The following is a 23,624-nucleotide window of genomic DNA, read 5'->3' on the forward strand; positions in this document are numbered from 1 at the left end:
GCATGTCCGACTCACTCCCGCTTTTGATAGTTGCGCCTCCAGAGGACCTACACGCTAGAAGCTTGTGGGACAATCTGATACTCAAAGGGCTGGATGTTGCTTGGGTGGATCTAGCACGACTAGGCGATGACCACCTTCTTGAGCTGAGGGTGGGACACTGCGGCCGATCTATCCTTACGCCCACCCAGAATGACGGATCAATAGATTTGCAGCACGTTCGGACGATCTGGTGGCGACGCCCCGTGCCGCCAAATCCGGAAGGTGGGGATAGGTTCCGAACAAATTTTCTTGCAGATGAATGGCTGACGTTCTGCGAGAGCCTTGAATGGTGCACCACCGCGCGCTGGGTCAACAAGCCGAGCAAGGAGCGAGTAGCAGGATCGAAAGCCTACCAACTACGCGAGGCAGAGGGTGTTGGACTCCGCGTGCCGCGTACTCTAATAACCAACCGTCCAGATGCCGTGCTTGCTTTCGCCTCCAATGAGCAGGCATTGATCTACAAGCGAATAGGCGTGTCACGCAACGCTCCGCCGGTACCGACACGTCTTTTTGGGGATGATGATCGTGCGCGATTGCCCACGCTTCGAGACTGTCCGGCAATGTTCCAGGAGTACATCCCTGCAAGGATCGATGTACGAGTGACATTCATTGGCGGAACTAGTTTCGCTACGGAGATCCACTCGGGACAGGGCCGCTTCCCAACCGATGCGAGGCTAGACCTCGCGGTGCCAACGATGCGACATAATCTGGATGGCTTGGTTGCGGCTCAATTGCAGGACTTCATGGCCAATCTCGAACTCGACTTTGGCGCCATCGACCTCCGGATGACGCAAGAAGGCGAGTATGTATTCCTCGAAGTGAATCCGAGCGGGCAGTACCTGTTCGCCGAGCTATTGACGGGGGAGCCACTTACGGCGCATCTGGGGCAATTCTTAGTTGGTCAGTAGTTTCCTATTTTAAGGAGCGGGTTCGGGGACCGGCGCGAGGCTCACCAGAAGAAGCGCACGCCGGTCCCCGAGATCACGGGGTCACGGGGTGACGACGGGCGGAGCCCAGCCCTCCATGAACAGGCGCTTGATCGAGACGCCGTCGGTACCCGGGTACGCGGTGACGGTCATCTCGTAGGCGATCAAAATAGACGACCGTGCCGAAGCGGAACGCACCCGAGACCGAGCTGGCATCCGCGGAATACGGGCGCGCCGGGCGGAGGGTGGAGATCGCGCCGACGCCGAGCGCGTGAATGCCGCCGCCCAGATCCTGGGCGCGTCGCTGAAGCATCGTGACCCGCTCCCGCTGCGGTTTGGTACCCAAACCGACCGTGCCGCCGACCGCGACATACCCGGCGTCGCGGACCATCGCGTCGAACTCCGTGACCGAGTCACCGCGGGTGAACACCGGCATGACCGGGAGCCCGCGCTCGTGCAGCTTGCGGGTATGCGCCGCGGTCTTCCGCGGGTCGCCGATCACGTCCAGGGTGATGGCGTGGTCCCAGCAGCCGCGCCAGCGCTCCAGGAACTTCGCGTAGGCGTCCAGGGTGATGGTGCGCCCGGTGGTGTGCGCGGTGAACGCGCCCGAGTCGAGCAACAGCTGGCCGCACACCAGCCCGCGGCGCAGCTTCGCCAGATCCGTGGACTCGTGGAAGGCATAGGACAGCAGCAGGTTCACGGCCACGGCTACACGCCCGCCATGTCCAGGACCACGCGCACCCGCTCCTGATCATCGTGGCCCTCCACGGCCATCCAGCATCCTGACCGACGCGGAACTCGCCTTCACGAGGTTGCTTGCACCCTCCGAGGCGAGGACCCGGCGTGCTCCCGGGCGCAAGCGGCAGGGCGTAAGACGGCCCGCCTCCAGACGAGGCGATGAGCCGCCCTGACCAGCAGCGACGCCGACGAAGAGGTGTCGTTCGTGATCAACAGGTGCACTGTTGAAGATTCAACTGGCGTAGCTTTCGCTCCCGCGCGAGTCCACCGTGGACGGAGGGAGCAGAGATGACGCAAGAGGACTACGAGGTCGTCCACCCGGCCGAGCTGAGCGCGGGCGACTCTGTCTGGCGACCGGACCCCGAGGCCGGGGTTCGCTGGGTCACGGTCACCGGGCGCCGGTGGGTTCGCAACCCGGGGCTGAAGTTCAGCGTGGTCCGGGTCGAGTTCGCCGACGCCCCGCCCGCGGAGTACCTGCCGACGTCGACGTTCCGCCGTCTCAAGGCGGGATGACATGGCGCACCTGCAGAAGATCAACCCGAGCTCATGTGACCGGTGCACCCCTCGGCTGGGCGTGATCACCCACTACGAGCTGCGGTGGGACGAGCGCTCGTACAGTGGCCGGCAGTTCCGGCAGCAAACCTTCCACACAAAGGCCGAGGCCCTGGCGCGCAAGGCGGAGATCGAGGGCGAGCGCCAGGCCACCGGGCGGGTCCGGGACGCTCGGGTCGCCGAGGTGGCGTTCGGCAAGGTGGCCCGGGATTGGCTGGATTCGATGACGCCGGGAGTCCAGAACGGCAAGCTCAAGGCCCGGACCCGCGACGAGTACGCGGCCATCCTGCGGCGGCACGTATTGCCGAAGTGGCAGGGGGTGCCGGTAGGCGCGATCACGTCGCAACGGGCCGAGGCGTGGGCTCGGGAGCTAGCCGGGCGGGGTCTGAGCGCTCGGAGCTACCGGCACGTCTGGGACGCCTTCTCCCGCGTGCTCAAGTACGCAGTCCGGCACGACATCCTCATCTTGACCCCGGCCGACAAGGTGGAGCTCGGGAGCCCGCGCGCCGACAACACCGACGGCGAGTTCGAGGGCCGGGCGCTGACGGCCGATGAGGTCGCGGCCATCGTGCGCCAGGTGCAGGGGCGCTACCCCGTCTACGCGCTCGCCGTCGCGTTCTTGGCGTACACCGGACTGCGGGCCGGGGAGTTGGCCGGGCTGAACATCGGCGACGTGGCGAACGGTGCGGTGACGGTCCGGCGCACCCGACGCCTGAGGCGGGGCGGATGGTTAACCGACACGCCAAAGTCGCGCGCCTCCCGTCGTTGCATCCCGATGGATGACTGGCTCACGGAGATGGTGGACGACTACCTGCGGACGGTGCATCCGCGCACCGACGACCCGGAGGCGCCCCTGTTCCCGCATCGCAAGCCGGGGCGCGTGCAGGTCAGGAACGCCACCGTTCAGGACTACTCCTCCCGGCTGGACTGGTCGCAGCCGATCGAGCCAGCCAGCTTCTACAAGACCATCTTTAAGCCTGCGGTGAAGGCGGCCGGGCTACCGCACACCCGGCTGCATGACCTGCGGCACACCCTCGCCACGCTCCAGCTACAGGCCGGTCCACCGGACCACTACATGCAGGTGAGCGTGTGGATGGGACACGCCGACTACACGATCACGCTCAAGGTCTACGCCCACGTGATCCCTCGCCCCGGTGCCGGCAAGCCGCATCAGCTCCCGCCCCCGCCCGGGGTGCTGCCGGCGCCCGAGCCCGAGCCGACCGCGCTGCCCGCCGGGGTCGTGAGCCTGGCCGAGCGGCGGGCGCGGAAGGGCCGCAGCGCGGGCTAGCCTTAGGCATGCAGATGGACGAGGCGAAGCGGCTCCGGGAGGAGCAGGCGGCGAAGGGTAACCCGCCCTGCGGCCATCCCCAGCTCGTCAAGGAGTACTACCTCGGCACCCAGACCGGCGACAAGGTCTGCACCACGTGCGGCGAGGACTTCTCGGAGCAGGAGTGGAGGGCGATCGGGCGGTAGCCCCCGCCGCTCTCTACGGCCACGAGAGCCCCGGCCCGTCCTACGCGGACGGCGACCGGGGCTCTCGCGGCAACGGCCGCTACTGAGCCGGGGGATCACCCCCTCGACCGCGGAAGGCGCTAATTAGCTCGCAGACGACGCGGCGGAATCGCATCTGGTCGGCGTGGCGGAGCGCCCACTCCACCCGAGACTTCCGGGGGACGCCGCACCAGCGCAGCACCTTGGACATGATGACGATGTACAGGGGTTGGGCGATGAGCAGCACAAAGGCTGAGATAACGATGCCCAACCATCCCAACTCGGGGATTGGCATTTACCAGCTCTCCACGGGGAGCACCGACAGGGACCGCCATTTGGCGAATGCTTCTCAGATTCAGATGCGCGTGTATGCGAGATCGTGTTCAGATGCGCGTGTGTGTGAGAGCGTGCATGCCGTGGATGCGAATTAGCCGTGGATGCCGTAGATGCGTATGCGCGAAGGTGGCGAAAGTGGCTCTGTATGCGTGATGGCGTCGATGCTCTGGATGCTCAGCTGCGTAGCGCGTGGTTGGGCCGGCACGGAGGCGTTGCCCAAAGAGGACAGTACACGACTGCCGGAGGGAGTGACCACCGGGGGTCACGTCGCCACGGGTAGTGCTGCGGGCCGTCCCGACCCGCCCGTCCGGACGGCGACCGGGTTACCCATCCCCAACTGCGACGGCACGTGGCCCTTTGAATACAAGGAGTGACTGAACAGCAAGCTGTGCAAACGCCTGTTCGTCTCCTTTGGCCACTTGGCGCATGGGAACGGCCGTTCGACCCGGCGACCGCCCAACAGAGTGGCAAACGCCGTTTGGGCCCGCTGTACCTTGGCGGCGTGGAGATGATCAGCCGCGTCGACCAGTGGCTCAGCGAGATGCGGGACTACGAGAAGCACCTCGCCACCGAGCTGCAGCGCGTTCGGCAGCTGCTGCACGCCGCTGACGGCTCTGATGCGCGGACCAACACAACCGAGATGCTGCTCCAGCTATTCCAGGACAATCCGGGGGTGGCCTACACGGCCGCCGAGGCCGAGGCCGAGATCCGCGAGAACGGCTGGACAACGGACTCCGCCGACCCGGTCAACGCGGTCCGGGCTGCCCTCACCCGTCTCAAGAACAACAACGAGATCGAATCGGTGGGCCGGGGTCAGTTCCAGCTCCGGCAGGACGACCCGTGGGGCTCGGCGCCACCCGGTCCACCCATCGACGACGAACCGCCGTTCTAGGGCAACGTCGCCCCCGAGACGCGACTGAGGGACAGCCCCGTTTCCTAGGCGCAGGCTGCCCCTCCGCGTCGCACACCCGCAGTTCCCTTCAGAACACCAGGAGCGACAGCTTGACCCTACTGCCTGCGGGGCCCCCTGCCCAGGTGCCGTTCACCACGCCCGACTACACCATCGCGTACATGGTGCCGGTGCTCACCGCCGCCATCATCATGTTCGGCATGGTGATCGCTCTCGCGATTGCGCTGCACAAGACCAACTCTAAGGACAAGGCCGACGTCATCCGCGCGCTCGCGGAGCTGTTCCGGTGGTTCCGCCGCGGCGGCCCTCCGGGCGGGATGGCGTAGCGGGCAGGACCGCCCGGCCGCTGTCGGGGATGGACACACCCACGCCGTGCCACTACGCGGCCGCCTGTGGATAACTGGGGTGTGTCGAACCCGGAGCGCGGCCGGGTGATCTGTAACCTGATCAGCACTCACCCACGGCCGCAGCGGCCAGGCACCCGAAGGAGCGATCGATGTACCGATCGGATTCGCGTCGCCTGAGGAGCCCCGGCCGTGCCGTCCTTCATCTCTGGTCTGCTGGCGAATAGCTGGGCCATCCCCTTCCTGCTGCTCGCCTGGGTCGTCCTGGGCGGGCTCGTGCTGCTCGCGTTCGGCCGTAGCCGCCAGCAGGTCGGCGAGTGGGCGGAGGACTGGCTCAGCCGGCCCTCGCGCCACCGTCGCCGCACGTGCGCCCGTACCGCTAGCCGTCCTCGGGCGGGTCGTGCTTCTCCGACCCCGGCAGGCCGCGGAGAGCGCGGATGAAGTCGGTCAGGCGCTTCCGCGCGGCCTGATCCTTGACCCACTCCGTGACGTCGGCCTTCGGAACGCCGCAGACGCGCTGCACCACTGCCATCGACAGCACGTAGAGCGGGTGGATGAACGGCGCGAAGACGCCGAGATATGGCCATAGCTCGACCAAGGCGCAACAACCTTCCCCTTGCGCCCCGGCGAATGGCTGTGGGCGCACGCTACCCAGGCGGCGGCGTCGGGGCGGGGAGCGCGGGCGGCGTGTCGGCCGGAGGTGGCTCGAGCCCCCGCGCGGCGCGGAGGAGGTCGGTGAAGCGCTGCCGGTCCGCCTGGCGCAGTGCCCAGTTCGCGATCTCGTCCTTCGGGACGCCGCAGAGGCGTAGGACGCCGGCCATCAACAACATGTAGACGGGGTAGGCCAGCAAGACAGCCATCGACAGCAGCGGCCAATACGCGAGCACGGCAGGACTCCCCTCGGCCTACCGGTCCGGGGTGGCTAGGCCCGGGTCGGCGGCGCGGTCGAGGCTTCCGTGCTGACGGCAGCGCTTGTATTTGTTCCACGGCACGCGCAATTCCAGAGGTCGATGGTTCCGATCTCCAGAGCTGCCAGGCCTTGGGTGCCCGACCACCCTACAGGGCGGAGGGGTTCTGCCGCCCACGGAGGGGTTCAGGAGGGGGTGAACGCCCTAGACGCCAACGGCGCGCGCCAGGTCAACGCCCCTACCAGCGCCTTTCTCGGTGCCCCCGGCAGGATTCGAACCTGCGACGCACGGTTTAGGAAACCGATGCTCTATCCCCTGAGCTACGAGGGCTGACCTGCAACATCGTAACCGCAGGGCCGCTCCGGTCGGTGCCTCGGGCACGGTGCGGGCACGGCGGCTCGCCAATGTCCGGTCGGGCGCTGCGGTGAGGTGCTGGTCATCGGACCGGTCGAGCTCTGGCTCGGTGGCTGTCCGACCCGCATCACGCCCCGCCGGGCGGTGCATCTCTCCGTGGAGCCGGACACGTCGGCCCGGGCGGCGGTGCGGCCTGGCGGCGCAGCACGTAACCGAGAGGGTCGAGAGTCAGCACGTACCGATGCAGCCGCCGATGTTGCCGAGCCCGTTGATCGCGCCGATCCCGCCCGTGAAGGCCGCCCCGGTGAGGAACGGGATCGTGAGCTCCAGCGGAACGCAGGTCCGATCCCGGCGATCCAGAAGCCGATCCCGGCGGTGGTCCGCCGCAGCGGCGTAGTGGCGCACGCGCTCGCCCGTGCGGTCCGGGTGCCGGGGGCACCACAGCATCGCCCGAGGGCGAGCACCGGGGGAGCGCGGCCACCCAAGATCGGAGCGCGAGGCGTGCGAGTGCCCACATTCGCCGAGACAACACCGGCCGGCGCCTTCGGTCCGCGCTTGGCGATCACCGGGGCGTTCGGCACCACGCGCCGAGCCTGGCCGGGGCTGCCACCGCTGGTCGATCACCCGATCGGGTGCTTGGATCGTGTTGTGAAGCAAGACGTTTCGTCTCTCGCCGAGGTCGCCCCGCGGGAGAGGTTCAGCAAGATCTGCGCGCTCACCGGCGCCGGGATCAGCGTCGCCGCCGGGCTCGGCACGTTCCGCGGCCCGGACGGCCGGTGGACGATGACGCCGGAGATGGAGCGGGCGATGCACGTCCAGCTCCTGCCCGGCAATGTCGACGCGCTGTGGTCGGTGTGGGGTGGCATGTGGGATGTCGCGGCCCGGTCCGGGCCCACGCCGGCGCACCGGGCCCTCGCGGCCGCCGGGGCGTCGGTGATCACGCAGAACGTGGACGGGCTGCACCAGGCGGCAGGGTCGGTCGACGTCGTGGAGATCCACGGGTCGGCGGGTCGGGCCCGTTGTCTCGACGACGCGTTCTGTGGGTGGACGGGGTCGGCCGAGGAGGCGAAGCGGGTCGATCCGCCGCAGTGCACGCAATGCACTGAGCCGGCTCGGCCGTCGGTGATCCTGTTCGGGGAGATGCTCGACCCGGAGGCGCTGGAGCAGGCGCGGCGGCTCGCGTCCGAGTGTGATCTCTTCCTCGCGATCGGCACGTCGGGGCGGGTCGCGCCGGCGTCGTGGCTCGCGCCGGCGGCCCGGGAAGCGGGCGCCCTCTGCGTGAACGTCGACCTCTACCCCGACGGCAACGCGGACCCGGCCTTCCATGCCCGCGTGGTCGGCGACGCCCAGGATGTGCTCGTGGAGTGGGCGGCCAGCTGACCTACTCGCGGCTCCGCGCCGCGATGAACTGCTCCACTCCGTCGAGGAAGAGGGAGAAGCCGAACTCGAACTCCTCCTTGGCCTCCTCTTCCTCGTACAGGGTGTCCTGGTCGAACACCCCTGCCTCGACGACGGCGCTGAGCGCAGGCAGGCGACGCGGGTCGACCAGCCGCTTGAGCAGCTCCCCGTACCGCGGGCCGAACGCCTCGGGGTTCGCCGCGTAGGCCGCGCTGAGCGAGGTGCGCAGCCGGATCTCGCCGTGCACGTAGGTGAGCATCGCCATCACCACGCCGACCTTCTCGGGTTCGCTCAGGCCGGAGCCGGAGAGCGCGCCGAGTGCGCTGTCGAACCAGGCGAGGCTCGTCGGGCCGATCGGCGGCGCGCCGATCGGGAGCTGCGCGAACCACGGGTGCCGCCGCGCGGCGGCCAGGTTGTGCCGCGCCCAGAGCATCAGGCCGCTGCGCCAGTCCGCGTCGGCCGGCAACTCCGGCGGGCTCTCGAAGGCGGCGTCGGCCATCAGCGCGAGCAGTTCGTCCTTGCTCCGCACGTGCCGGTAGAGCGCCATCGTGGAGTTGCCGAGCTCCGAGGCGACCCTGGCCATCGAGACCGCGCCCAGCCCGTCGGCGTCCGCGACGGCAATGGCGGCGCGGGTGATGTCGTCGGCCGTGAGCGTCGCCTTCGGCCCGCGACGCGGGGCATCGCGCATTCCCCACAGCAGGGCGACGTCGTCCGGTAGCTCCGTCTCGTCGGCCATCCCCGCCCTCTCCGTCGTACCCGGAGCCAGTCTAGGAAGACCGCTTCAACTCCTGACTGCGTATGAGCTACGCTATTAAGCGTATCGCATACGCAGTGAGGGGATGAGGGCATGATTGTCGAGACGAGCGGGCTGCGGAAGGTCTACGGGTCGACCGCGGTGCTGGACGGGATCGACCTGGCGGTGCGCGAGGGTGAGGTCGTCGCGCTGCTCGGGCCGAACGGCGCCGGGAAGACCACGACGATCCGCGTGCTCAGCACGCTGACCCGGCCCGACGGCGGGAGCGCGCGGGTGGCCGGGCACGACGTCGTGCGCGAGGCCGACGAGGTGCGCGCGGCGATCAGCCTCACCGGTCAGTACTCCGCTGTGGACGCCGAGCAGACCGGGCGCGAGAACCTCGTGATGGCCGGGCGGCTGATGCACCTGGGCAGGCGCGGTGCGGTTCGGCGCGCCGACGAGCTGCTGGAGCGCTTCGACCTCGTGGACGCGGGCCCGCGGCGCGTCCGGACGTACTCCGGTGGCATGCGCCGCCGCCTCGACCTCGCGATGAGCCTGGTCGCAGCCCCGCGCGTGATCTTCCTCGACGAGCCGACCACGGGGCTCGACCCGACCAGCCGCACGACGATGTGGGACGCGATCACCGAGCTCGTTCGCGGTGGCACCACGATCCTGCTGACCACGCAGTACCTGGAAGAGGCCGACCGGCTCGCCGACCGGATCGTCCTGATCGACCGGGGGAAGGTGGCCGCGGCCGGCACGGCCGACGCGCTCAAGGCCCAGGTGGGCGGGGAGCGCGTGGTGCTGAGGTTCCCCGACGCGCACGCGCTGAGCCGGGCGACCGGCCTCATCGGTGGGGACGGCGCTGTCGCCGCGCCGGAGCGGCTCGAGCTGGGTGTCGCGTCCGACGGCACGGCCGAGCACCTGCACCGGTTGCTGGACCAGTTGCGCGCCGCAGCGGTGCCGGTTGCCCGTGTGAGCTCGCACCGCCCGACTCTCGACGACGTCTTCATCGCGCTGACCGCCCACCCGGCGGACGCGCCCGTTCCCGCCTGATCCGCAACCCAGACCGAACGTCCGGAGGGATGACATGACCACAACCGCCTCGACGCCCACCACGGTTCCCCCGCTCCGGCCGGCGTCCGTGCGCCACGGCGGCGTCACGAACGCGATCAGCGACGCGATGACGCTGATTGGCCGCAGCATCCGGTTGACCAGGCGAAACGCCGACACGATGGTGATGTCGGTGGTGCTGCCCCTGCTGATGATGGCGATGTTCGTCTTCGTGTTCGGGGGCGCCATCTCCACCGGCACCGAGTACATCAACTATGTCGTGCCGGGAATCATCATCCTGTGCACCGGCTACGGGGCGTCGTCGACGGCGATGTCGGTGGCCGACGACATGACGAGCGGGATGATCGACCGGCTCCGCTCGCTCCCGATCCGCAGCTCGGCCGTGCTGGTCGGGCATGTCACGGCGAGCGTCGCGCGCAACGCCGTCGCGACGGCGATCGTCGTCCTCGCCGCCGTCGGGATGGGCTTCCGGCCGAACGCGACCTTCGGCGAGTGGCTGCTCTTCGGCGGGCTGGTGCTGCTCTACGTGCTGGGGCTGACGTGGCTCGCCGCGGCGTTCGGGGCGGTCTCGAAGAGCGTGGAGTCAGCGGGCCTGTTCGGGTTCGTGATGCTCTTCGTGCCCTACCTGAGCAGCGCGTTCGTCCCGACGGACACGATGCCGGCGTTCCTGCGCCCGCTGAGCGAGCACCAACCGATCACGCCCGTGATCGAGACGGTCCGCGGGCTGCTCACCGGCACACCGATCGACCGGGGTGGGGCGGCGCTCGCCTGGACGGTCGGGGTTCTGGTGGTCGCGTTCGTCGTCGCGGTGCGCCTGTACCGGAGCCGCACGAGCCGCTGAGATCAACCCGCGGGGCGAGCGGGGGGAGCCGCCGTCCCGCGTTCAGCTCGTCGTTTCCGCGGGTCAGGGGTCGCGCTCGCCACACTCAGGTGGTGTGCATCGGCCTCTCAGGCGCGTCTCAGACGTCGAGGTCACACTAGCCGCATGCGCATCCTAGTCGTCGACGACGACCGGTCGGTCCGGGAGTCGCTGCGCCGCTCGCTCGCGTTCAACGGCTACCAGGTGGAGCTGGCGAACGACGGGCAGGCGGCGCTCGACGCCGTGCTCACACAGCGGCCAGACGCCATGGTGCTCGACGTGATGATGCCGCGGCTCGACGGCCTGGAGGTGTGCCGCCGGATGCGCGCTGCGGGCGATGAGCTGCCGATCCTCGTGCTCACCGCCCGGGACGCGGTTTCGGACCGGGTGGCCGGGCTGGACGCCGGCGCCGACGACTACCTGCCCAAGCCGTTCGCATTGGAGGAGCTGCTCGCCCGGCTGCGGGCGCTGCTGCGCCGCCGCACCCCCGACGACATCGCGGCCGCCGCGGGGGAGAGCAAGCCACTCGAGTTCGCCGACCTCTCGCTCGACCCGGACACACGCGAGGTGCGCCGCGGCGATCGCCCGATCAGCCTGACCCGCACCGAGTTCTCGCTGCTCGAGCTGTTGCTCGCGCACCCGCGCCGGGTCCTCACTAGGGCTCAGATCCTTGATCAGGTGTGGGGGTATGACTTCCCGACCACCGGCAACGCGCTCGAGGTGTACATCGGCTACCTGCGGCGCAAGACCGAGGCGGAGGGCGAGAACCGCCTGATCCACACCGTGCGCGGCGTGGGGTACGTGCTACGCGACACCCCGCCGTGATCCATCGGCCCGGCGCAGCATCGCCGCCGCGCGAGGGAAGGCCGGACGGGTCGATTCCACGGATCGCGGCGCTCGACCACGTCTCGCTACGCACCCGCTTCGGGCTGCTCGCCGCGCTCGTGGCGGGGCTCGCCGTCGTGTTGGTCTCGATCTCCGCCTTCGTGACGGTGCGCGCCAACATCCTGCAGACGCTCGACAGCAACTTGCTGCAACGGGCCTCGGCGGCGGCCCAGAGCCAACTGGCCGACCCTCAGCAGCTCGCGACGATCCCCACTGGCGTGCTCGGCGCGGGCGACATCCGGCTAGCCTTGTTGCTCGCGAACAATCAGGCGATCTCCGCGGAGGGTGCGGCGTCGGCGCCCCCGCTCGGCCCCGATGAGCTGGCTGTGGCGAAGGGCCAGGAAACCTCCTCTACGCGCACCGCCACTCAGGACGGCGTGCAGTACCGGGTGGTGGCCGTGCGGGCGGGGCCGGGACAGGCGCTCGTGATCGCGCAGCGGCTGGACGCCACGCAGCAGGTGCTCACCAAGCTGGGTGTCGCCCTGCCCGTCGTCGGCGGGATCGGGGTCGTGCTGGCCGCGTTAGCGGGTGTCCTCATCGCGCGTGCCGGCCTGCGGCCCATCGAACGGCTGACAGCGGCCACCGAGCGGGTCGCGGCCACCGGCGAGTTCCGTCCGATCCCCGTGGACGGCACCGACGAGCTGGCCAGGCTCACCCGCAGCTTCAACGAGATGCTCGGTGCGTTGGCCGCGTCCCAGGAACAGCAGCGCAGGCTCGTCGCCGACGCCGGGCACGAGCTGCGCACACCGCTGACGTCGATGCGCACGAACCTGGAGCTGCTCGCCGCGGCGAGCAGGCCCGGGGCCCCGACCCTGCCGGAGTCGGAGCGCTCGGAGATCCTCGACGACGTGCAGGCGCAGGTGGCGGAGTTGTCGACGCTGGTCGGGGACCTCGTCGAACTGGCCCGCGACGACCCGCCGATGGTCGTGCACGAGCCGCTCGAACTCACCGACGTCGTGATGCGGGCCCTGGAACGGGCGCGTCGGCGGGCGGGAGACGTCGAGTTCGCGCCGGTGCTCGTGCCCTGGAGACTCGTCGGGGACGCAACGGCGCTGGAGCGGGCGGTGCTCAACCTGCTCGACAACGCCGCGAAGTGGAGCCCGCCGGGCGGCAAGGTCCGGGTGCAGCTGCGGCCGCTCGACGAATGGTCGATCGTGCTGGAGGTCGCGGACGAGGGGCCGGGGATCGCCGCCGAGGACCTACCGAGGGTGTTCGACCGCTTCTACCGCTCGGCCACGTCCCGCACCATGCCGGGATCCGGGTTGGGTCTCGCGATCGTTCGCCAGGTCGCGGTGCGCCATGGCGGCGCCGTGTGGGCCGGGCGCGCCCCAGAGGGCGGCGCTCTGCTGGCGATGCGGCTTCCCGGCCGACCCCACCGGTTCTGAGACGGGGTGCCGACGTCACCCACAAGTTGTTCAGACGGTCGGCGGGCGGAGCCGGCGGCTTCTATGGTGGGCAGGGTCCCGATGGGAACCTGGTGAGATGGCATGGTGAACGACAGCCCCGAGCACGACGATATCCCCAAGGGACCGGCGGAAGGTGTGCCACCGGCCGGGGAGCGCAGCCCGTGGGCACAGCCCGTCGTCAGCGCCCGCACCGGCCCTGACCAGCGCTGGGACGAGCGGGCCGGGTTTTTCGGACCGGCTCGTCCCGGACCCGCCCACCACGACGCGGCCCAACACGACCCGGCTGGGTACAGCACGGCTCGGCTCGGTCCGCCCGAGTTCGCCGCGCAGGCCTACGCGCCCGGCCCGCAGTCGGGGCACGGCGGGAGCCGGCACACCGGCTGGATGGCCGGTTCGCACGGCCCGCCGGGCGGGGCCCCGGGGTGGCCCGGGCCGCCGGACTCCGCACGGCAGTTTGCGTTCGACCCCCGGCCGGAGCCGCGGGCGTCGCGTGCGCGGCTCCTCGCTTTCGGGCTGATCGCGGTGCTGCTCGCCGGCGTCGTCGGCGGGCTGATGGGCTACTCGCTCGCAGCCGGAAACCGCGGCGGCGGGTCGGTGGGGGTGCTCGAGAACCCGCTGCCGGCGATCGATGCGGCGTCCGCGCCGCAGGGACCGGTAGAGGCCGTTGCCGCGCGCGTGCTGCCGAGCGTGGTGCAGCTACGCGTGGAGGGCGCGGGTTCGTCGGGCGAAGGCTCGGCGATGGTGCTGAGCAACGACGGGCTGCTGCTCACGAACAACCACGTCGTTGAACCCGCGGCGGGCGTCGGGAGAGTCACCGCCGTGTTCCAGGACGGCAGCACCGCTCCCGCCGAGATCGTGGGCCGGGACCCCAGCTCGGACCTCGCGGTGCTGCGGGCGCAGAACGTGTCCGGGCTGGCTCCCGTCGAGCTCGGCAACTCCGACTCCGTGCGCGTGGGCCAGCCAGTGGTGGCGTTCGGGTCCCCGCTCGGCCTCGGCGGCACCGTCACCACGGGGATCATCAGCGCGGTCGACCGCGCCGTGAGTGTGGGCGAGCAGCAGGGCGCCAACGCGCCCACGGTGCTCAACGCCCTCCAGACTGACGCCGCCATCAACCCGGGGAACTCCGGTGGGCCGCTCGTGGACATGGAAGGCCGGGTAGTCGGCATCAACTCCGCCATCGCCACCACCGGCGCGCAGGGCGGCTCGATCGGCGTCGGGTTCTCGATCCCGATCAACCAGGCCCGGCGGGTGGCCGGGGAGCTGGAACGCACGGGCCGCGCCTCGCGTGCCGTGCTCGGCGTGACCGTGGCCGATGACCCCCAGCGCGCGGGGGCATTGATCCGCACTGTTCTGCCCGACGGCGCGGCCGCGCAGGCCGGCATTCGGGAGGGCGACCTCGTTCTGCGCTTCGGAGACCAGCGGATCAGCACCGGCACCGACCTGCAGGCCGCTGTCGGGTCCCGGGCCCCGGGTGAGGTGGTCGAGATCGAGCTGGCCGATCGCAAGGTCAACGCCACCCTCACCGCCGCGCCCAACTGACGGATCGTCGATCCGACGGCAACCTGATCGATCATGAGGGCGCCGTCACGGCTCCGAGGGTGACTGCGTCGGAGGTTGCGGTTGACGGGACGCTGGCCGGTCTGGTCTGGTGCAGTGGTCCCGGTTGTGGTGCCCCACTCCCGCGGCATCGGTCGCGTCGGCGCCGGTACCCCCTCCCAGCGCCGGCGCGGCCCCGCCCGTCCGACCACCCCGTGCCCCGGTGATCAGGATGCGCGCTCGCAGGGGCGTGCGCTGTGGCCGGGACGCGTTCGGCGTTTGGCCGAGCCGTTCCTGATCGTCGAGAGGCGCCCCGCTACGGTGAGCGCCATGGAGATGGCGCCCCCGCAGATCGGCCGAGCCCTCGTCGTGATCGTCGACGACCGCGTGAGCCACGGCGAGCGCGAGGACGTCATTGGGCCGCTCGTCACCGAGCTGCTGGAGGAGGCCCGGCTCGTTGTCGACGGGGTGGTGCTGGTGCCGGGCGACCCGGTGGCGATTCGCAACGCGCTCAACACAGCTGTGATCGGCGGCGTCGACCTCGTCGTGACCGTCGGCGGCACCGGTGTCTCACCGCGTGACGTCACCGCCGACGCCACGGCCGGTGTGCTCGACCGCCCGATCCCGGGCATCGCCGAGGCCATCCGCGCCTCCGGGCTGGCTGCCGGGGCGATGGACGCGGGGCTCTCCCGGGGGCTCGTCGGCGTGTCGGGCAGCACGCTCGTGGTGAACCTGGCCCCGTCCCGCGCCGCTGTGCGAGACGGGATGGCCACGCTCACCCCGCTCGTCTCCCACGTGATCGCGGAGCTGTCGGGCCTCGACTGAGCCGGCCCGAGTCGGTAGGGCTACGGCTTCGGGGTGTCCGGGCCGGTCGCCCCGGTCGTGCCGCCGGCCGTCGGACGTGTTGGTGGCGTCGTCTTCGGGGTGGCTGTGGATGGCTCGGGGTCGACGAGTCCGGACGTGCCGTAGTGCGAGCGGGGGCGGTCGAGGCTCCCGTCCAGCTTCGCCGCTGCGCCCTCCAGCTTGTCGTGGAATCGACCGCCGGTGGCCCGGTCGATCCCGGACGCCGTCGCGTCGACGGCCTTCACCGTGACGTCAGCGGCCTTGTCGATGACTTCGGGCGCCTTCTCTCGTGCCGTCGCCGATAGCTCCTCGGCCTTCTGCAACGCGGTGTCGGTGAGTGCCTTGGCCTTCTCAGTGAGTCCCATAGGCCCCATCGTCGCACCGGTGCAGGATGGTGGCGTGGACGAAATCTCCGATCGGGTGCGCAAGCGGCTGGATGAGGTGTTCGGCGACGTGCTCCCAGCGACCACGAACGACGAGCGCGACGACCGGGACCCCGGCGACGCCCGCGCTGACGCCGACGCGGACCTCGTGGCGAACCGACCGCCGCACCACGACCGCCCAGACCATTGATCGTGCCGGCGGCGAACGAGCCGACTAGCGGTTCTGGCCCGTTCCGGGGTGCTCCTGCTGGGCGCGGAGCAGGTCGCGGATCTCCGCGAGCAGCTCCACGTCGGTCGGCTCCGCCGGCCCCGGCTCTTCACCCCGCCTGCGCCGCTCCTTGAGCGTGTTGAGCGGGAAGACGATGAGGAAGTACACGACTGCCGCCACGATCAGGAAGTTGATCGCTGCCGTGATGAGCGCGGCGAAGTCGATGTAGGTGTTCTCCCTTCCCGCGACGAGCTCGACGCCGAAGCCAGGGCTGCTCGGTGGCGTCACGACGTTGATGAGCGGCTGGAGTATGTGGCTCGTGAACGAGGTCACGATGCTGCTGAACGCGGCGCCGACGACGACGGCGACCGCTAGATCCACGACGTTGCCGCGAAGGACGAAGTCCTTGAAGCCCTTGATCACGCTAGCGGAGGGTAACGGCCACCTGATCGGCAAGCGACGCGGCGGCCACCCGTGCGGCCACGGCGGGCGCCAGCGCGACCAGCACGAGCCGGCCGGACACCGCCTCCTGGTCCTCGGGCAGCACCGCGAGCACCTCCGCCCCCGCCGCGAGCACCACCGGTTCGTCGGTGCTGGCGCCGACCGTCACGACGTCGACCCGGCGGCCGGGCGTGAGAAGAAGTGCCACCCCGGCGTCGGCCAGCCGGACCGGCACGGCCGCCCCACCGGAGCCCGGCGGCCCGGGCCCGGCGCCGACAAGCCGGACGTCGGTGATCGGCTCGCCCGCCCGCGCCGCCCCGACGAGCACCCGCCCGTCGGCGGCCTGCGCGTCCGGGAGCGCGCCGACCGGCACGAGTTCGGCCGGCCACCTCCGGACGGTGAGGTCGGCCGCCCGCACGGTGGCGCCCGCTGGGAGATCGGCCGCGGCCACCACCACAGCTGCGCCGGCCGGGCCTGCTCGGGGCACGAGCGCCAGCAGCAAGGCGAGCAGGCAGAGCAGCCCGGCCGCGGCACGGCGCAGCATCGCCACCCGGCGCCACCCGGGAGTGGTGAGCAGGGCGGCGGCACGGTGGTGCAGGCGGGGCGCGATCGGGGAGCGGGTCATGCTCTCGACGCTAGGACCGCGCCGCCCGGGTAACAGGGCGGATCGCGAACCTGTGGATGGTCACCCCGGGATGTGGATAACTCCGGTCAGGAAGCGGCTGCGGCCGGGGCGCTGCTGGTAGAAGTGCTCGAAGAGCCGTCGGAGGAGCTGCTCGACGACGAGCCGTTGCCCGACGAGGAGTCCTTGCCGGCGGAGGAGCTCTCGCTCTTCGACTCGCTCTTGGCGCTCTCGCTCGCCACGCCGCCCCCGCCGGAGCGGCTGTCGGTGCGGTAGAAGCCGCTGCCCTTGAACACGATTCCCACCGAGTTGAAGACCTTGCGCAGGGGGCCCGAGCATGCCGGGCACTCCGTCAGCGAAGCATCGGTGAAAGACTGCACTGCCTCGAACCTGTGGTCGCAGGCTCGGCAGGCGTACTGGTAGGTCGGCACGTGTCCCTCCGGAGGCACACTCGTACGAGTTGGCAGTCGGGCGCGCTGGCACTCGAACGCACTGAGTGCCAGCATAACCCGGAGGAGTCAGCTGTTGTTCCTCAGCGGGATGTGACCGGCGTCGGCCAGTAGTGCCGCCGTCACCCGCCGATCGTGTGGCTCGGCGGGCAGCTCGTCCACCAGTTCATCGTCGTTGAGCAGCACCACGAGCGGCACCTCGGCGGCGGTCAGGGGGAGCGTCCGGTCGTAGTAGCCGCCGCCCCGGCCGAGCCTGCGGCCCTCCCGGTCGGCGGCGAGCGCGGGCACGAGCACGAGCCGGGCCCGGGCGATCGCGGCCACGCCCAGCCGTTCTGCGGTCGGCTCGCGGAGCCCGAGGGGGCCGGCCGCCAGCCCCTCCGGGCCCGTGTACCGAGCCCAGTCGAGGGGGCCCGGGTCGGCGGGCACCACGGGCAGAAGCACCTCGTGGCCCGCGGCGTGCAGCGCCGCCACGAGCCCGGGGGAGCCGGGCTCCGACCCGACGGGCAGGTACGCGCACACCGGTCCGCCCGTCACGGCGGCGAGGCGCACGGCCGAGGAGGCGAGAGCCTCAGCTCGGCGGGCCCGTTCGGTCGCGGGGATCGCGAGCCGCGCGGCGGTGAGCCGGGCCCGCCACCGGGCCTTCTCGGCGCGCACCGCCCGACCTGTCCCGTTCGCGCGTCCCGTCACGCGCCAACGCTACCGGCGCCGTTAGCATCGCCGACCATGAGCGAGCCTGCGCGCGCCCCGACATTCCGCTCCGCCGTGGTACCGGCCGCAGGGCTGGGCACCCGGTTCCTGCCAGCCACCAAAACGGTGCCGAAAGAGCTCCTCCCGGTGATCGCGACGCCGGGGATCGAGATGGTGGCGGCGGAGGCGGCCGAAGCGGGCGCGCAGCAGCTCCTGATCGTCACCTCGCCCGGCAAGGACGCCATCGCCGCCCACTTCGCCGACTCCTCCGAGCTGGAGGCAGAGCTGAAGGCCCGCGGCAAGGACTCGCTCGTCCAGAAGGTGCGCAGGGCCCACGACCTGATCGACGTCCGGACCGTCACCCAGGACGAGCCGAAGGGCCTCGGGCACGCGGTCGGCTGCGCCCGCGAGGCCATCGGCCCCGACGAGGAGGCCTTCGCCGTCCTCCTGCCCGACGACCTCGTGCTGCCCACCGGCGTGCTCACGAAGATGGCGGCGGTCCGCGAGCGGCACGGCGGTAGCGTGCTGTGTGCTTTCGACGTCCCGCGTTCGGAGATCTCCGCCTACGGCGTGTTCACCGTCTCCGACACCGATGACGACGACGTCAAGCAGGTGCACGGGATGGTCGAGAAGCCCGCCCCCGAGGAGGCGCCGTCCACACTCGCCGCCGCCGGGCGCTACCTGCTGGACCGGGCGATCTTCGACGCGCTCGATCGCATCACCCCCGGCTCGGGCGGCGAGCTGCAGCTCACCGACGCCGTCGCGCTGCTGATCTCCGAAGGCCACCCCGTGCACGTCGTCGTGCATCGCGGCGGACGCCACGACCTCGGCAACCCCGGCGGCTACGTCCGCGCGTACGTCGACTTCGCCCTCGACGACCCGGACTACGGCCCTGACCTGCGTGCCTGGTTGGCCGCTCGCCTGAACGGCTGACAGCGGTGCGATCGGTCGACGAGCAGCTCGAGCGGATCATGGCCACCGCTGTCCGGCCCGCACCTGTGCGGGTCGCGATCTCCGAGGCGCACGGCCTGCGCTGCGCCGAAGAGGTCGTGTCCTCGCGCCCGCTGCCTGGCTTCGACCAGGCGGCGATCGACGGGTACGCGGTCCGGAGCGTCGACCTCCACGGCGCGTCGGAAGCCGAGCCGGTGTCACTCCCCGTGGTCGGGGAGATCCCGGCCGGATCCCGGCAGCCGCTGCGCCTGCAGCCCGGCCAGGCGGTCCGCGTCATGGCGGGGGCACCGCTGCCCACGCTGGCCGACGCCGTCGTCCCGATCGCGAACACCGATGGCGGCACCGCCCGACTCTGCGTGCACCGGGGGGTGCCGTCGGCGGCTTTCGTCCGCCGTATCGGCGAAGACGTGCAGCCCGGCGACGTCGCGGTACGCCGCGACGCCGTGATCGGCGCCGCTCAGGTCGCGCTGCTCGCCGCGGCCGGACGCGACAAGGTGCTCGTGCACCCGAAGCCGCGGGTCTCGGTGATCTCCGTGGGCGACGAGCTCGTCGATCTGGCCCGCACGCCCGGTGCCGGCCAGGTGGCCGACGTGTGCTCGCACGCGCTCACCGCCGCGGCGCGGGAGGCGGGGGCGGAGACCGCGCGGGCCGCGCTCGTGCGGTGCGACGCCCGCGACGTGACCGCCGCGATGCAGGACCGGCTCCCGTTCAGCGACGTGATCGTCGTGTGCGGGGCGGTCAGTGGCAACGCCGGAGCCGAGGTGCACGCCGCGCTGGGCGAGCTCGGCGACCTCGACACCACACGCGTCGCGATGCACCCCGGCTCCACCCAGGCGTTCGGACGGCTCGGGCCCGACAGCGTCCCCACTTTCCTGTTCCCGTCGTACCCGGCGACGGCCCTGCTGCTCTTCGAGGTCATGGTGCGCCCCCTACTGAGGCTCGCGATCGGGCGCCCCGACCCGTACCGCCGGCTCGTCCCCGCCCGGCTCACCTCGCCCGTCACATCCCTCTTGGGTCGCCGTGGCTACTTGCGGGGGAGGCTGCTGCGTGAACAGGCGACCGGGGACTATCTCGTGCAGCCGCTCGGCACGTCCGGAACCCACCTGCTGTCGTCGGTGACCGAGGCGAACGGACTGATCATGCTGCCCGAGGACGTCACGGAGGCCACAGTGGACGAGCTCGTGAGCGTCGCGTTCCTGCCCGCTCCAGCCTGACCGCCGCCGTGGCGCACGCCTACCCGGGGCGGTTCTCCGGGCGTCATCCCGGCTGGCCGGCCCAGCTGGGGCCGCTGCGCGTCCCGGCCGGGGTGGTCGCGCTGCGGCCGGTGCGGCTCCGCGACGCCAGTGCCTGGTCGGAGATCCGCATCCGCGACGAGGACCACCTCGCGCCGTGGGAGCCGACCCTGCCCGGCGGCTGGGCGCAACGGCATGCCGCAGCCGAGTGGCCGGGGCGGTGGCTGCAGTTGCGCAGCGCCGCGCGGCGCGGGGTCGCGCTGCCCTTCGCCGTGACACTCGACGGGCGCTTCGTGGGGCACGTCATGATCGGCAACGTGGTGCGGGAGCCGCTGCTCTCGGCGTACGTCGGCTACTGGGTGGACTCCACGGTCACCGGCGGTGGCGTGATCACCGCTGCCGTGGCGCTCGTCGTCGACCACTGTTTCAGCCGCGTGGGCCTGCACCGGATGGAGGCGACCGTCCGGCCCGAGAACGGCCCGAGCCTTCGCGTGCTGGAGAAGCTGGGGTTCCGGGAGGAGGGGCTGTTCCGGCGCTACCTCGACGTCAACGGCGCCTGGCGGGACCATTTCTGTTACGCCCTGACGACCGAGGAGGTGCGTCCGTCCGGCCTAGCCGGTCGCCTCGTCGCGGCGGGACTAGCGGAGCGCGTCTGATCAACATTGAGTACGCTCCGTGTTCAAATGTGGGCCGCTCAACCCCCACCGGGGTCCCAACTGCCACACCGGACACGTGCTGCGCACGAGTGAACCTCGGAGCCACGGCGCGTCGCTACGCGGGGGTCACCGCCTCGCTGACTACCGTTATCGCCCGGGGGCGATTCCGGCCGGGGAACCGAGTCGCACCCGGCCTGCGCCGTGGGGGAGGAGGCAGCCGTGCCGAGCTCGATGATCTTCGCGAGCCTGGTGGTGCTCTGGCTGCTGATCCTCGTTCCGGCGGTGGCACGGCACCGGCAGGAAGTGGCACGGCCCAGCATGGCCGCGCTCTCCGGGCGGGTGCTGGAGCGGCCGCGGCAGCGCCCACGCCCGGTCGGGGGTCGCGAGCTGGAGGTGGACGTGAAGGACGACGAGGCGGACGACCGGTCCGGCTGGGCCGACGAGACCGACGAGACCGACGACGAGCAGCGGTGGGAGCGCCCGCCGCCCCGCTACCGCCCCGGCCGCGGCGGCTTCGATCCCGAGGCCGCAGCACTGGCCGCGCGCGCTCGCTACGCGTTCCGCCAGCGCGTCGTACTGAGCATGCTGATCGTCGCACTCGTCACCGGCGTCGTGGCGGGCGTCGCCGTCCCGGGCATGTGGTGGCCGCACGCAGCCGTCGACCTCGTCCTCGTCGGCTACCTCGTCTACCTGCGTCGCCAGGTGCGTCTCGAGGAGGCGATCCGGGAACGCCGGGCAGCGCGCATGGCCGGCACCCGCCGCCAGTCCGCCGCGGAGGACCCGGAACTCGACGAGTGGGCCCGCCGCGGTCGCGAGGAGACCCGCGGCGAACCGGCCGCTCCTAATTCCGCGAAGGACGATGCCGCCAACTCGACGGGCGACGACGGCGAGGACCTCCTCGACGAGGAGCCCGAACGAGTCAGCGGCACGGGCGAACCCCTGCCGGCGAGCGGAAGCCGCAAGGCCGATCCTGTCGAGGGCGAACGGGCGCTGCCCCGCCTTCTCCCGGCCCCACCCCCGGCCCTGCCGGCCGGAACGGCGCTGGTGGAGGTCGAGGAGGACGACCTCGAGCTGTTCGACCTCGACGACGCGGGCAACCCCGACTACCGCCGTGCGGCCGGCGAATGACCCCCTGATAAGGTCGTCTCGTCCGACCGCGAGGCCGGGCGCGGGGCTGTGGCGCAGTTGGTAGCGCGACTCGTTCGCATCGAGTAGGTCAGGGGTTCGATTCCCCTCAGCTCCACTCGCTCTTGGGCGAGGTGTGCTCGCGGAGAGCGCTCGCCGGTCTCGCTCGTCGTGTTTTGTGGGGGCGCAGCCCCCACACCCCGCCCGGCGGGCTCCGCCCCCGGACCCCCGGCTTGTGGTTGCGTTGGGTTGGCGGGGTTCGAGTGGTCCTCCGTCGGTGGCTCACTCATGGAGAGCATGAGCCTTTCTCGTTCCGCATGTCTTGTGGGGGCGCAGCCCCCACACCCCGCTCGGCGGGGCTTCGCCCCCCGAACCCCCCGCCTTGGTCGCGTTGGGTTCGCGCGGCCGCGGTGATTGTGGAACCCGGGCTTTGCCCCCGCGTGCCGCAGGCTCTGCACACAAATACGCGCCGCGAACCCGTGAGATGGACGTGAGGGCTGTTCGAGCTTGGATCTCGGGATCTGGTGTTCATCTCACGGCTCGCCTAGCCCCCTCAGCCGTCGGCCGCCGCCGGAAGGGCGCGCGTGTAGCGCTCCGCCAGCGTCCGGATGTGCTCGACGAGTTCCGGTGGGTCGGTGACGTGGAAGTCGAGGCCCAGCATCCCGACCCATACCGCGACGATCTCCAGGCTGTCACCACCGGTGACGAGCACGCTGTGGGTGTCGTCGACCGTCTCGACGACCCCGACCGTCGGGTTGATCCGCGCCAGCACCTCGGCGGCCGGCGCGTCGACCTCGATCCGGGCGTGGACGGACCACCCCGTGAACGCCACCTGCCGCAGGACGAACGCGGTGTAGTCGCCGCCTTCGAGCGGCTGGGGGAGGAACCGGGCGCCGCCGGGCAACCGCAATCGCATCCAGTCGGCGCGGTAGCTGTGCCACTCCCGTGAGCGGCGCTCCCGGCCCACGAGGTACCAGCGCTGCTGCCAGCTCACCAGTCGGTAGGGCTCCACCTCCACCGGCTCGCCGTCGCGGTAGGAGAAGCGGACGCCCGCGTGGTCGCGGATCGCGACAGCCAGGTCGGCGAGCAGGTCGGGGTCGACCGGAGGATCGTCGACATTCGTGCCGGTGTTCACAGGACCGGTGGACGTGCTGTCGTGCAGCGCGCGGACGCGGCGGCGCAGCCGGGCGGGCAGCACGTGTTCGAGTTTCGCGAGGGCCTGCACCCTGGCCTGCTCCACACCGCGAACGGCGGTGACGGCGGCGGCCTGCAGCCCGACCGCCACGGCGACGGCCTCGTCGTCGTCGAGGAGGAGCGGCGGGAGCCTGCCGTGGTCGCCGAGCCGGTAACCGCCCGCGGGACCGCGGATCGTGTCGATCGGGTAGCCCAACTTCCGCAGCCGCTCGACGTCCTTGCGCACCGTCCGCTCCCCGACGCCGAGCCGGGCGGCCAGGTCCGCGCCGGCCCACGTGCCAGGGGTCTGGAGCAGACCGAGCAGGGCGAGCAGCCGGCCGGAGGTCTCGAGCACGTGCCCACCC

The 23,624-nt window shown here is 71.0% G+C and carries 29 protein-coding genes, 2 tRNA genes and 1 pseudogene; 20 read left to right on the forward strand and 12 right to left on the reverse strand.

Annotation, left to right across the window (positions count from 1 at the left end):
• Positions 1-242: 242 nt before the first annotated feature.
• Positions 243-947, forward strand: coding sequence for an MvdC/MvdD family ATP grasp protein (locus tag ABD143_RS03755; RefSeq protein ID WP_343971212.1), 705 nt, complete (start codon positions 243-245; stop codon positions 945-947).
• Positions 948-1,020: 73 nt separating this feature from the next.
• Here ABD143_RS03755 and ABD143_RS03760 read toward each other — a convergent pair whose 3' ends face one another.
• On the reverse strand, positions 1,021-1,671 hold the full coding sequence (locus ABD143_RS03760; protein ID WP_343971215.1) for a hypothetical protein: 651 nt from the start codon (positions 1,669-1,671) through the stop codon (positions 1,021-1,023).
• A 320-nt stretch (positions 1,672-1,991) separates the two neighbouring features.
• Between ABD143_RS03760 and ABD143_RS03765 the strand changes: the two genes are divergently transcribed.
• The 5 genes from ABD143_RS03765 to ABD143_RS03785 all read left to right on the forward strand — a co-directional run bounded on the left by ABD143_RS03765 (position 1,992) and on the right by ABD143_RS03785 (position 5,318).
• Entirely contained in the window at positions 1,992-2,216 is a 225-nt protein-coding gene (locus ABD143_RS03765; protein ID WP_343971218.1) for a hypothetical protein, read from the forward strand.
• A 1-nt stretch (position 2,217) separates the two neighbouring features.
• A complete protein-coding gene (locus tag ABD143_RS03770) occupies positions 2,218-3,543 on the forward strand; it encodes a tyrosine-type recombinase/integrase (RefSeq protein ID WP_343971220.1) in 1,326 nt (441 codons plus the stop codon).
• A gap of 8 nt (positions 3,544-3,551) precedes the next feature.
• Positions 3,552-3,728, forward strand: coding sequence for a hypothetical protein (locus ABD143_RS03775; RefSeq protein ID WP_343971223.1), 177 nt, complete (start codon positions 3,552-3,554; stop codon positions 3,726-3,728).
• A gap of 856 nt (positions 3,729-4,584) precedes the next feature.
• Positions 4,585-4,974: a hypothetical protein gene (locus ABD143_RS03780; protein WP_343971226.1), complete on the forward strand. Its 390-nt coding sequence runs from the start codon at positions 4,585-4,587 to the stop codon at positions 4,972-4,974.
• Positions 4,975-5,084: 110 nt separating this feature from the next.
• Positions 5,085-5,318 carry a hypothetical protein gene (locus ABD143_RS03785; protein WP_343971229.1) on the forward strand — a complete coding sequence of 78 codons (234 nt, stop codon included), beginning with the start codon at positions 5,085-5,087 and terminating at the stop codon, positions 5,316-5,318.
• Positions 5,319-5,715: 397 nt separating this feature from the next.
• On the opposite strand, the gene ABD143_RS03790 is transcribed toward ABD143_RS03785, so the two are convergent.
• The 4 genes from ABD143_RS03790 to ABD143_RS03805 all read right to left on the reverse strand — a co-directional run bounded on the left by ABD143_RS03790 (position 5,716) and on the right by ABD143_RS03805 (position 7,045).
• Entirely contained in the window at positions 5,716-5,934 is a 219-nt protein-coding gene (locus ABD143_RS03790) for a hypothetical protein (RefSeq protein WP_343971232.1), read from the reverse strand.
• Between the two features lie 49 nt (positions 5,935-5,983).
• On the reverse strand, positions 5,984-6,223 hold the full coding sequence (locus tag ABD143_RS03795) for a hypothetical protein (protein ID WP_343971235.1): 240 nt from the start codon (positions 6,221-6,223) through the stop codon (positions 5,984-5,986).
• 278 nt (positions 6,224-6,501) lie between these two features.
• Positions 6,502-6,574 (reverse strand) — tRNA-Arg (locus ABD143_RS03800).
• Between the two features lie 252 nt (positions 6,575-6,826).
• On the reverse strand, positions 6,827-7,045 hold the full coding sequence (locus ABD143_RS03805) for a hypothetical protein (protein ID WP_343971237.1): 219 nt from the start codon (positions 7,043-7,045) through the stop codon (positions 6,827-6,829).
• Positions 7,046-7,246: 201 nt separating this feature from the next.
• Here ABD143_RS03805 and ABD143_RS03810 point away from each other — a divergent pair, with 201 nt between their 5' ends.
• Complete coding sequence (locus tag ABD143_RS03810; protein ID WP_343971240.1) at positions 7,247-7,978, forward strand: SIR2 family NAD-dependent protein deacylase; 732 nt, start codon at positions 7,247-7,249, stop codon at positions 7,976-7,978.
• A 1-nt stretch (position 7,979) separates the two neighbouring features.
• On the opposite strand, the gene ABD143_RS03815 is transcribed toward ABD143_RS03810, so the two are convergent.
• Positions 7,980-8,732, reverse strand: coding sequence for a TetR/AcrR family transcriptional regulator (locus ABD143_RS03815; protein ID WP_343971243.1), 753 nt, complete (start codon positions 8,730-8,732; stop codon positions 7,980-7,982).
• Positions 8,733-8,843: 111 nt separating this feature from the next.
• On the opposite strand from ABD143_RS03815, the gene ABD143_RS03820 reads away from it, so the two are divergent.
• From ABD143_RS03820 to ABD143_RS03845, 6 genes are all read left to right on the forward strand, one after another.
• On the forward strand, positions 8,844-9,785 hold the full coding sequence (locus ABD143_RS03820; RefSeq protein WP_343971246.1) for an ATP-binding cassette domain-containing protein: 942 nt from the start codon (positions 8,844-8,846) through the stop codon (positions 9,783-9,785).
• Between the two features lie 34 nt (positions 9,786-9,819).
• Positions 9,820-10,644: an ABC transporter permease gene (locus ABD143_RS03825; protein ID WP_343971249.1), complete on the forward strand. Its 825-nt coding sequence runs from the start codon at positions 9,820-9,822 to the stop codon at positions 10,642-10,644.
• Positions 10,645-10,788: 144 nt separating this feature from the next.
• Positions 10,789-11,487, forward strand: a complete 699-nt coding sequence (locus tag ABD143_RS03830) for a response regulator transcription factor (protein WP_343971252.1) — start codon at positions 10,789-10,791, stop codon at positions 11,485-11,487.
• Complete coding sequence (locus tag ABD143_RS03835; RefSeq protein ID WP_379659804.1) at positions 11,487-12,932, forward strand: sensor histidine kinase; 1,446 nt, start codon at positions 11,487-11,489, stop codon at positions 12,930-12,932. Before ABD143_RS03830 ends, ABD143_RS03835 begins: the two co-directional genes overlap by 1 nt.
• Positions 12,933-13,034: 102 nt before the next feature.
• The gene (locus ABD143_RS03840) at positions 13,035-14,492 is read left to right on the forward strand and encodes a S1C family serine protease (protein ID WP_343971257.1); all 1,458 of its coding nucleotides are present in this window, start codon (positions 13,035-13,037) and stop codon (positions 14,490-14,492) included.
• 333 nt (positions 14,493-14,825) lie between these two features.
• On the forward strand, positions 14,826-15,314 hold the full coding sequence (locus ABD143_RS03845) for a MogA/MoaB family molybdenum cofactor biosynthesis protein (RefSeq protein WP_379659805.1): 489 nt from the start codon (positions 14,826-14,828) through the stop codon (positions 15,312-15,314).
• Positions 15,315-15,334: 20 nt separating this feature from the next.
• Here the strand turns inward: ABD143_RS03845 and ABD143_RS03850 are convergent, their stop codons facing one another.
• On the reverse strand, positions 15,335-15,697 hold the full coding sequence (locus ABD143_RS03850) for a hypothetical protein (RefSeq protein WP_343971263.1): 363 nt from the start codon (positions 15,695-15,697) through the stop codon (positions 15,335-15,337).
• A gap of 34 nt (positions 15,698-15,731) precedes the next feature.
• Between ABD143_RS03850 and ABD143_RS03855 the strand changes: the two genes are divergently transcribed.
• A complete protein-coding gene (locus tag ABD143_RS03855; protein WP_343971266.1) occupies positions 15,732-15,905 on the forward strand; it encodes a hypothetical protein in 174 nt (57 codons plus the stop codon).
• Positions 15,906-15,929: 24 nt separating this feature from the next.
• On the opposite strand, the gene mscL is transcribed toward ABD143_RS03855, so the two are convergent.
• On the reverse strand, positions 15,930-16,346 hold the full coding sequence (mscL, locus tag ABD143_RS03860; protein WP_343971269.1) for a large conductance mechanosensitive channel protein MscL: 417 nt from the start codon (positions 16,344-16,346) through the stop codon (positions 15,930-15,932).
• A gap of 1 nt (position 16,347) precedes the next feature.
• A complete protein-coding gene (locus tag ABD143_RS03865; protein WP_343971272.1) occupies positions 16,348-16,989 on the reverse strand; it encodes an SAF domain-containing protein in 642 nt (213 codons plus the stop codon).
• 72 nt (positions 16,990-17,061) lie between these two features.
• Between ABD143_RS03865 and ABD143_RS03870 the strand changes: the two genes are divergently transcribed.
• Positions 17,062-17,262, forward strand: a complete 201-nt coding sequence (locus ABD143_RS03870; protein WP_343971667.1) for a hypothetical protein — start codon at positions 17,062-17,064, stop codon at positions 17,260-17,262.
• Positions 17,263-17,276: 14 nt separating this feature from the next.
• Here the strand turns inward: ABD143_RS03870 and ABD143_RS03875 are convergent.
• Both ABD143_RS03875 and ABD143_RS03880 read right to left on the reverse strand, forming a co-directional pair.
• Positions 17,277-17,492: pseudogene (locus ABD143_RS03875) on the reverse strand (FmdB family zinc ribbon protein); the annotation flags it as partial.
• 12 nt (positions 17,493-17,504) lie between these two features.
• Positions 17,505-18,122: a 5-formyltetrahydrofolate cyclo-ligase gene (locus ABD143_RS03880; RefSeq protein WP_343971274.1), complete on the reverse strand. Its 618-nt coding sequence runs from the start codon at positions 18,120-18,122 to the stop codon at positions 17,505-17,507.
• Between the two features lie 36 nt (positions 18,123-18,158).
• Here ABD143_RS03880 and ABD143_RS03885 point away from each other — a divergent pair, with 36 nt between their 5' ends.
• The 5 genes from ABD143_RS03885 to ABD143_RS03905 all read left to right on the forward strand — a co-directional run bounded on the left by ABD143_RS03885 (position 18,159) and on the right by ABD143_RS03905 (position 22,204).
• Positions 18,159-19,055, forward strand: a complete 897-nt coding sequence (locus tag ABD143_RS03885) for a UTP--glucose-1-phosphate uridylyltransferase (protein WP_343971276.1) — start codon at positions 18,159-18,161, stop codon at positions 19,053-19,055.
• Positions 19,056-19,060: 5 nt separating this feature from the next.
• The gene (gene glp, locus ABD143_RS03890; protein WP_343971279.1) at positions 19,061-20,287 is read left to right on the forward strand and encodes a molybdotransferase-like divisome protein Glp; all 1,227 of its coding nucleotides are present in this window, start codon (positions 19,061-19,063) and stop codon (positions 20,285-20,287) included.
• Between the two features lie 8 nt (positions 20,288-20,295).
• Positions 20,296-20,961, forward strand: a complete 666-nt coding sequence (locus tag ABD143_RS03895) for a GNAT family N-acetyltransferase (RefSeq protein ID WP_343971281.1) — start codon at positions 20,296-20,298, stop codon at positions 20,959-20,961.
• A gap of 219 nt (positions 20,962-21,180) precedes the next feature.
• Complete coding sequence (locus tag ABD143_RS03900) at positions 21,181-22,089, forward strand: hypothetical protein (protein ID WP_343971284.1); 909 nt, start codon at positions 21,181-21,183, stop codon at positions 22,087-22,089.
• Between the two features lie 42 nt (positions 22,090-22,131).
• A tRNA-Ala gene (locus ABD143_RS03905) sits at positions 22,132-22,204 on the forward strand.
• Positions 22,205-22,639: 435 nt separating this feature from the next.
• On the opposite strand, the gene ABD143_RS03910 is transcribed toward ABD143_RS03905, so the two are convergent.
• The gene (locus ABD143_RS03910; RefSeq protein ID WP_343971287.1) at positions 22,640-23,614 is read right to left on the reverse strand and encodes a helix-turn-helix transcriptional regulator; all 975 of its coding nucleotides are present in this window, start codon (positions 23,612-23,614) and stop codon (positions 22,640-22,642) included.
• Positions 23,615-23,624 lie beyond the last annotated feature (10 nt).

This window comes from Pseudonocardia aurantiaca, from assembly GCF_039526725.1.
Taxonomy (GTDB): Bacteria; Actinomycetota; Actinomycetes; order Mycobacteriales; family Pseudonocardiaceae; genus Pseudonocardia; species Pseudonocardia aurantiaca.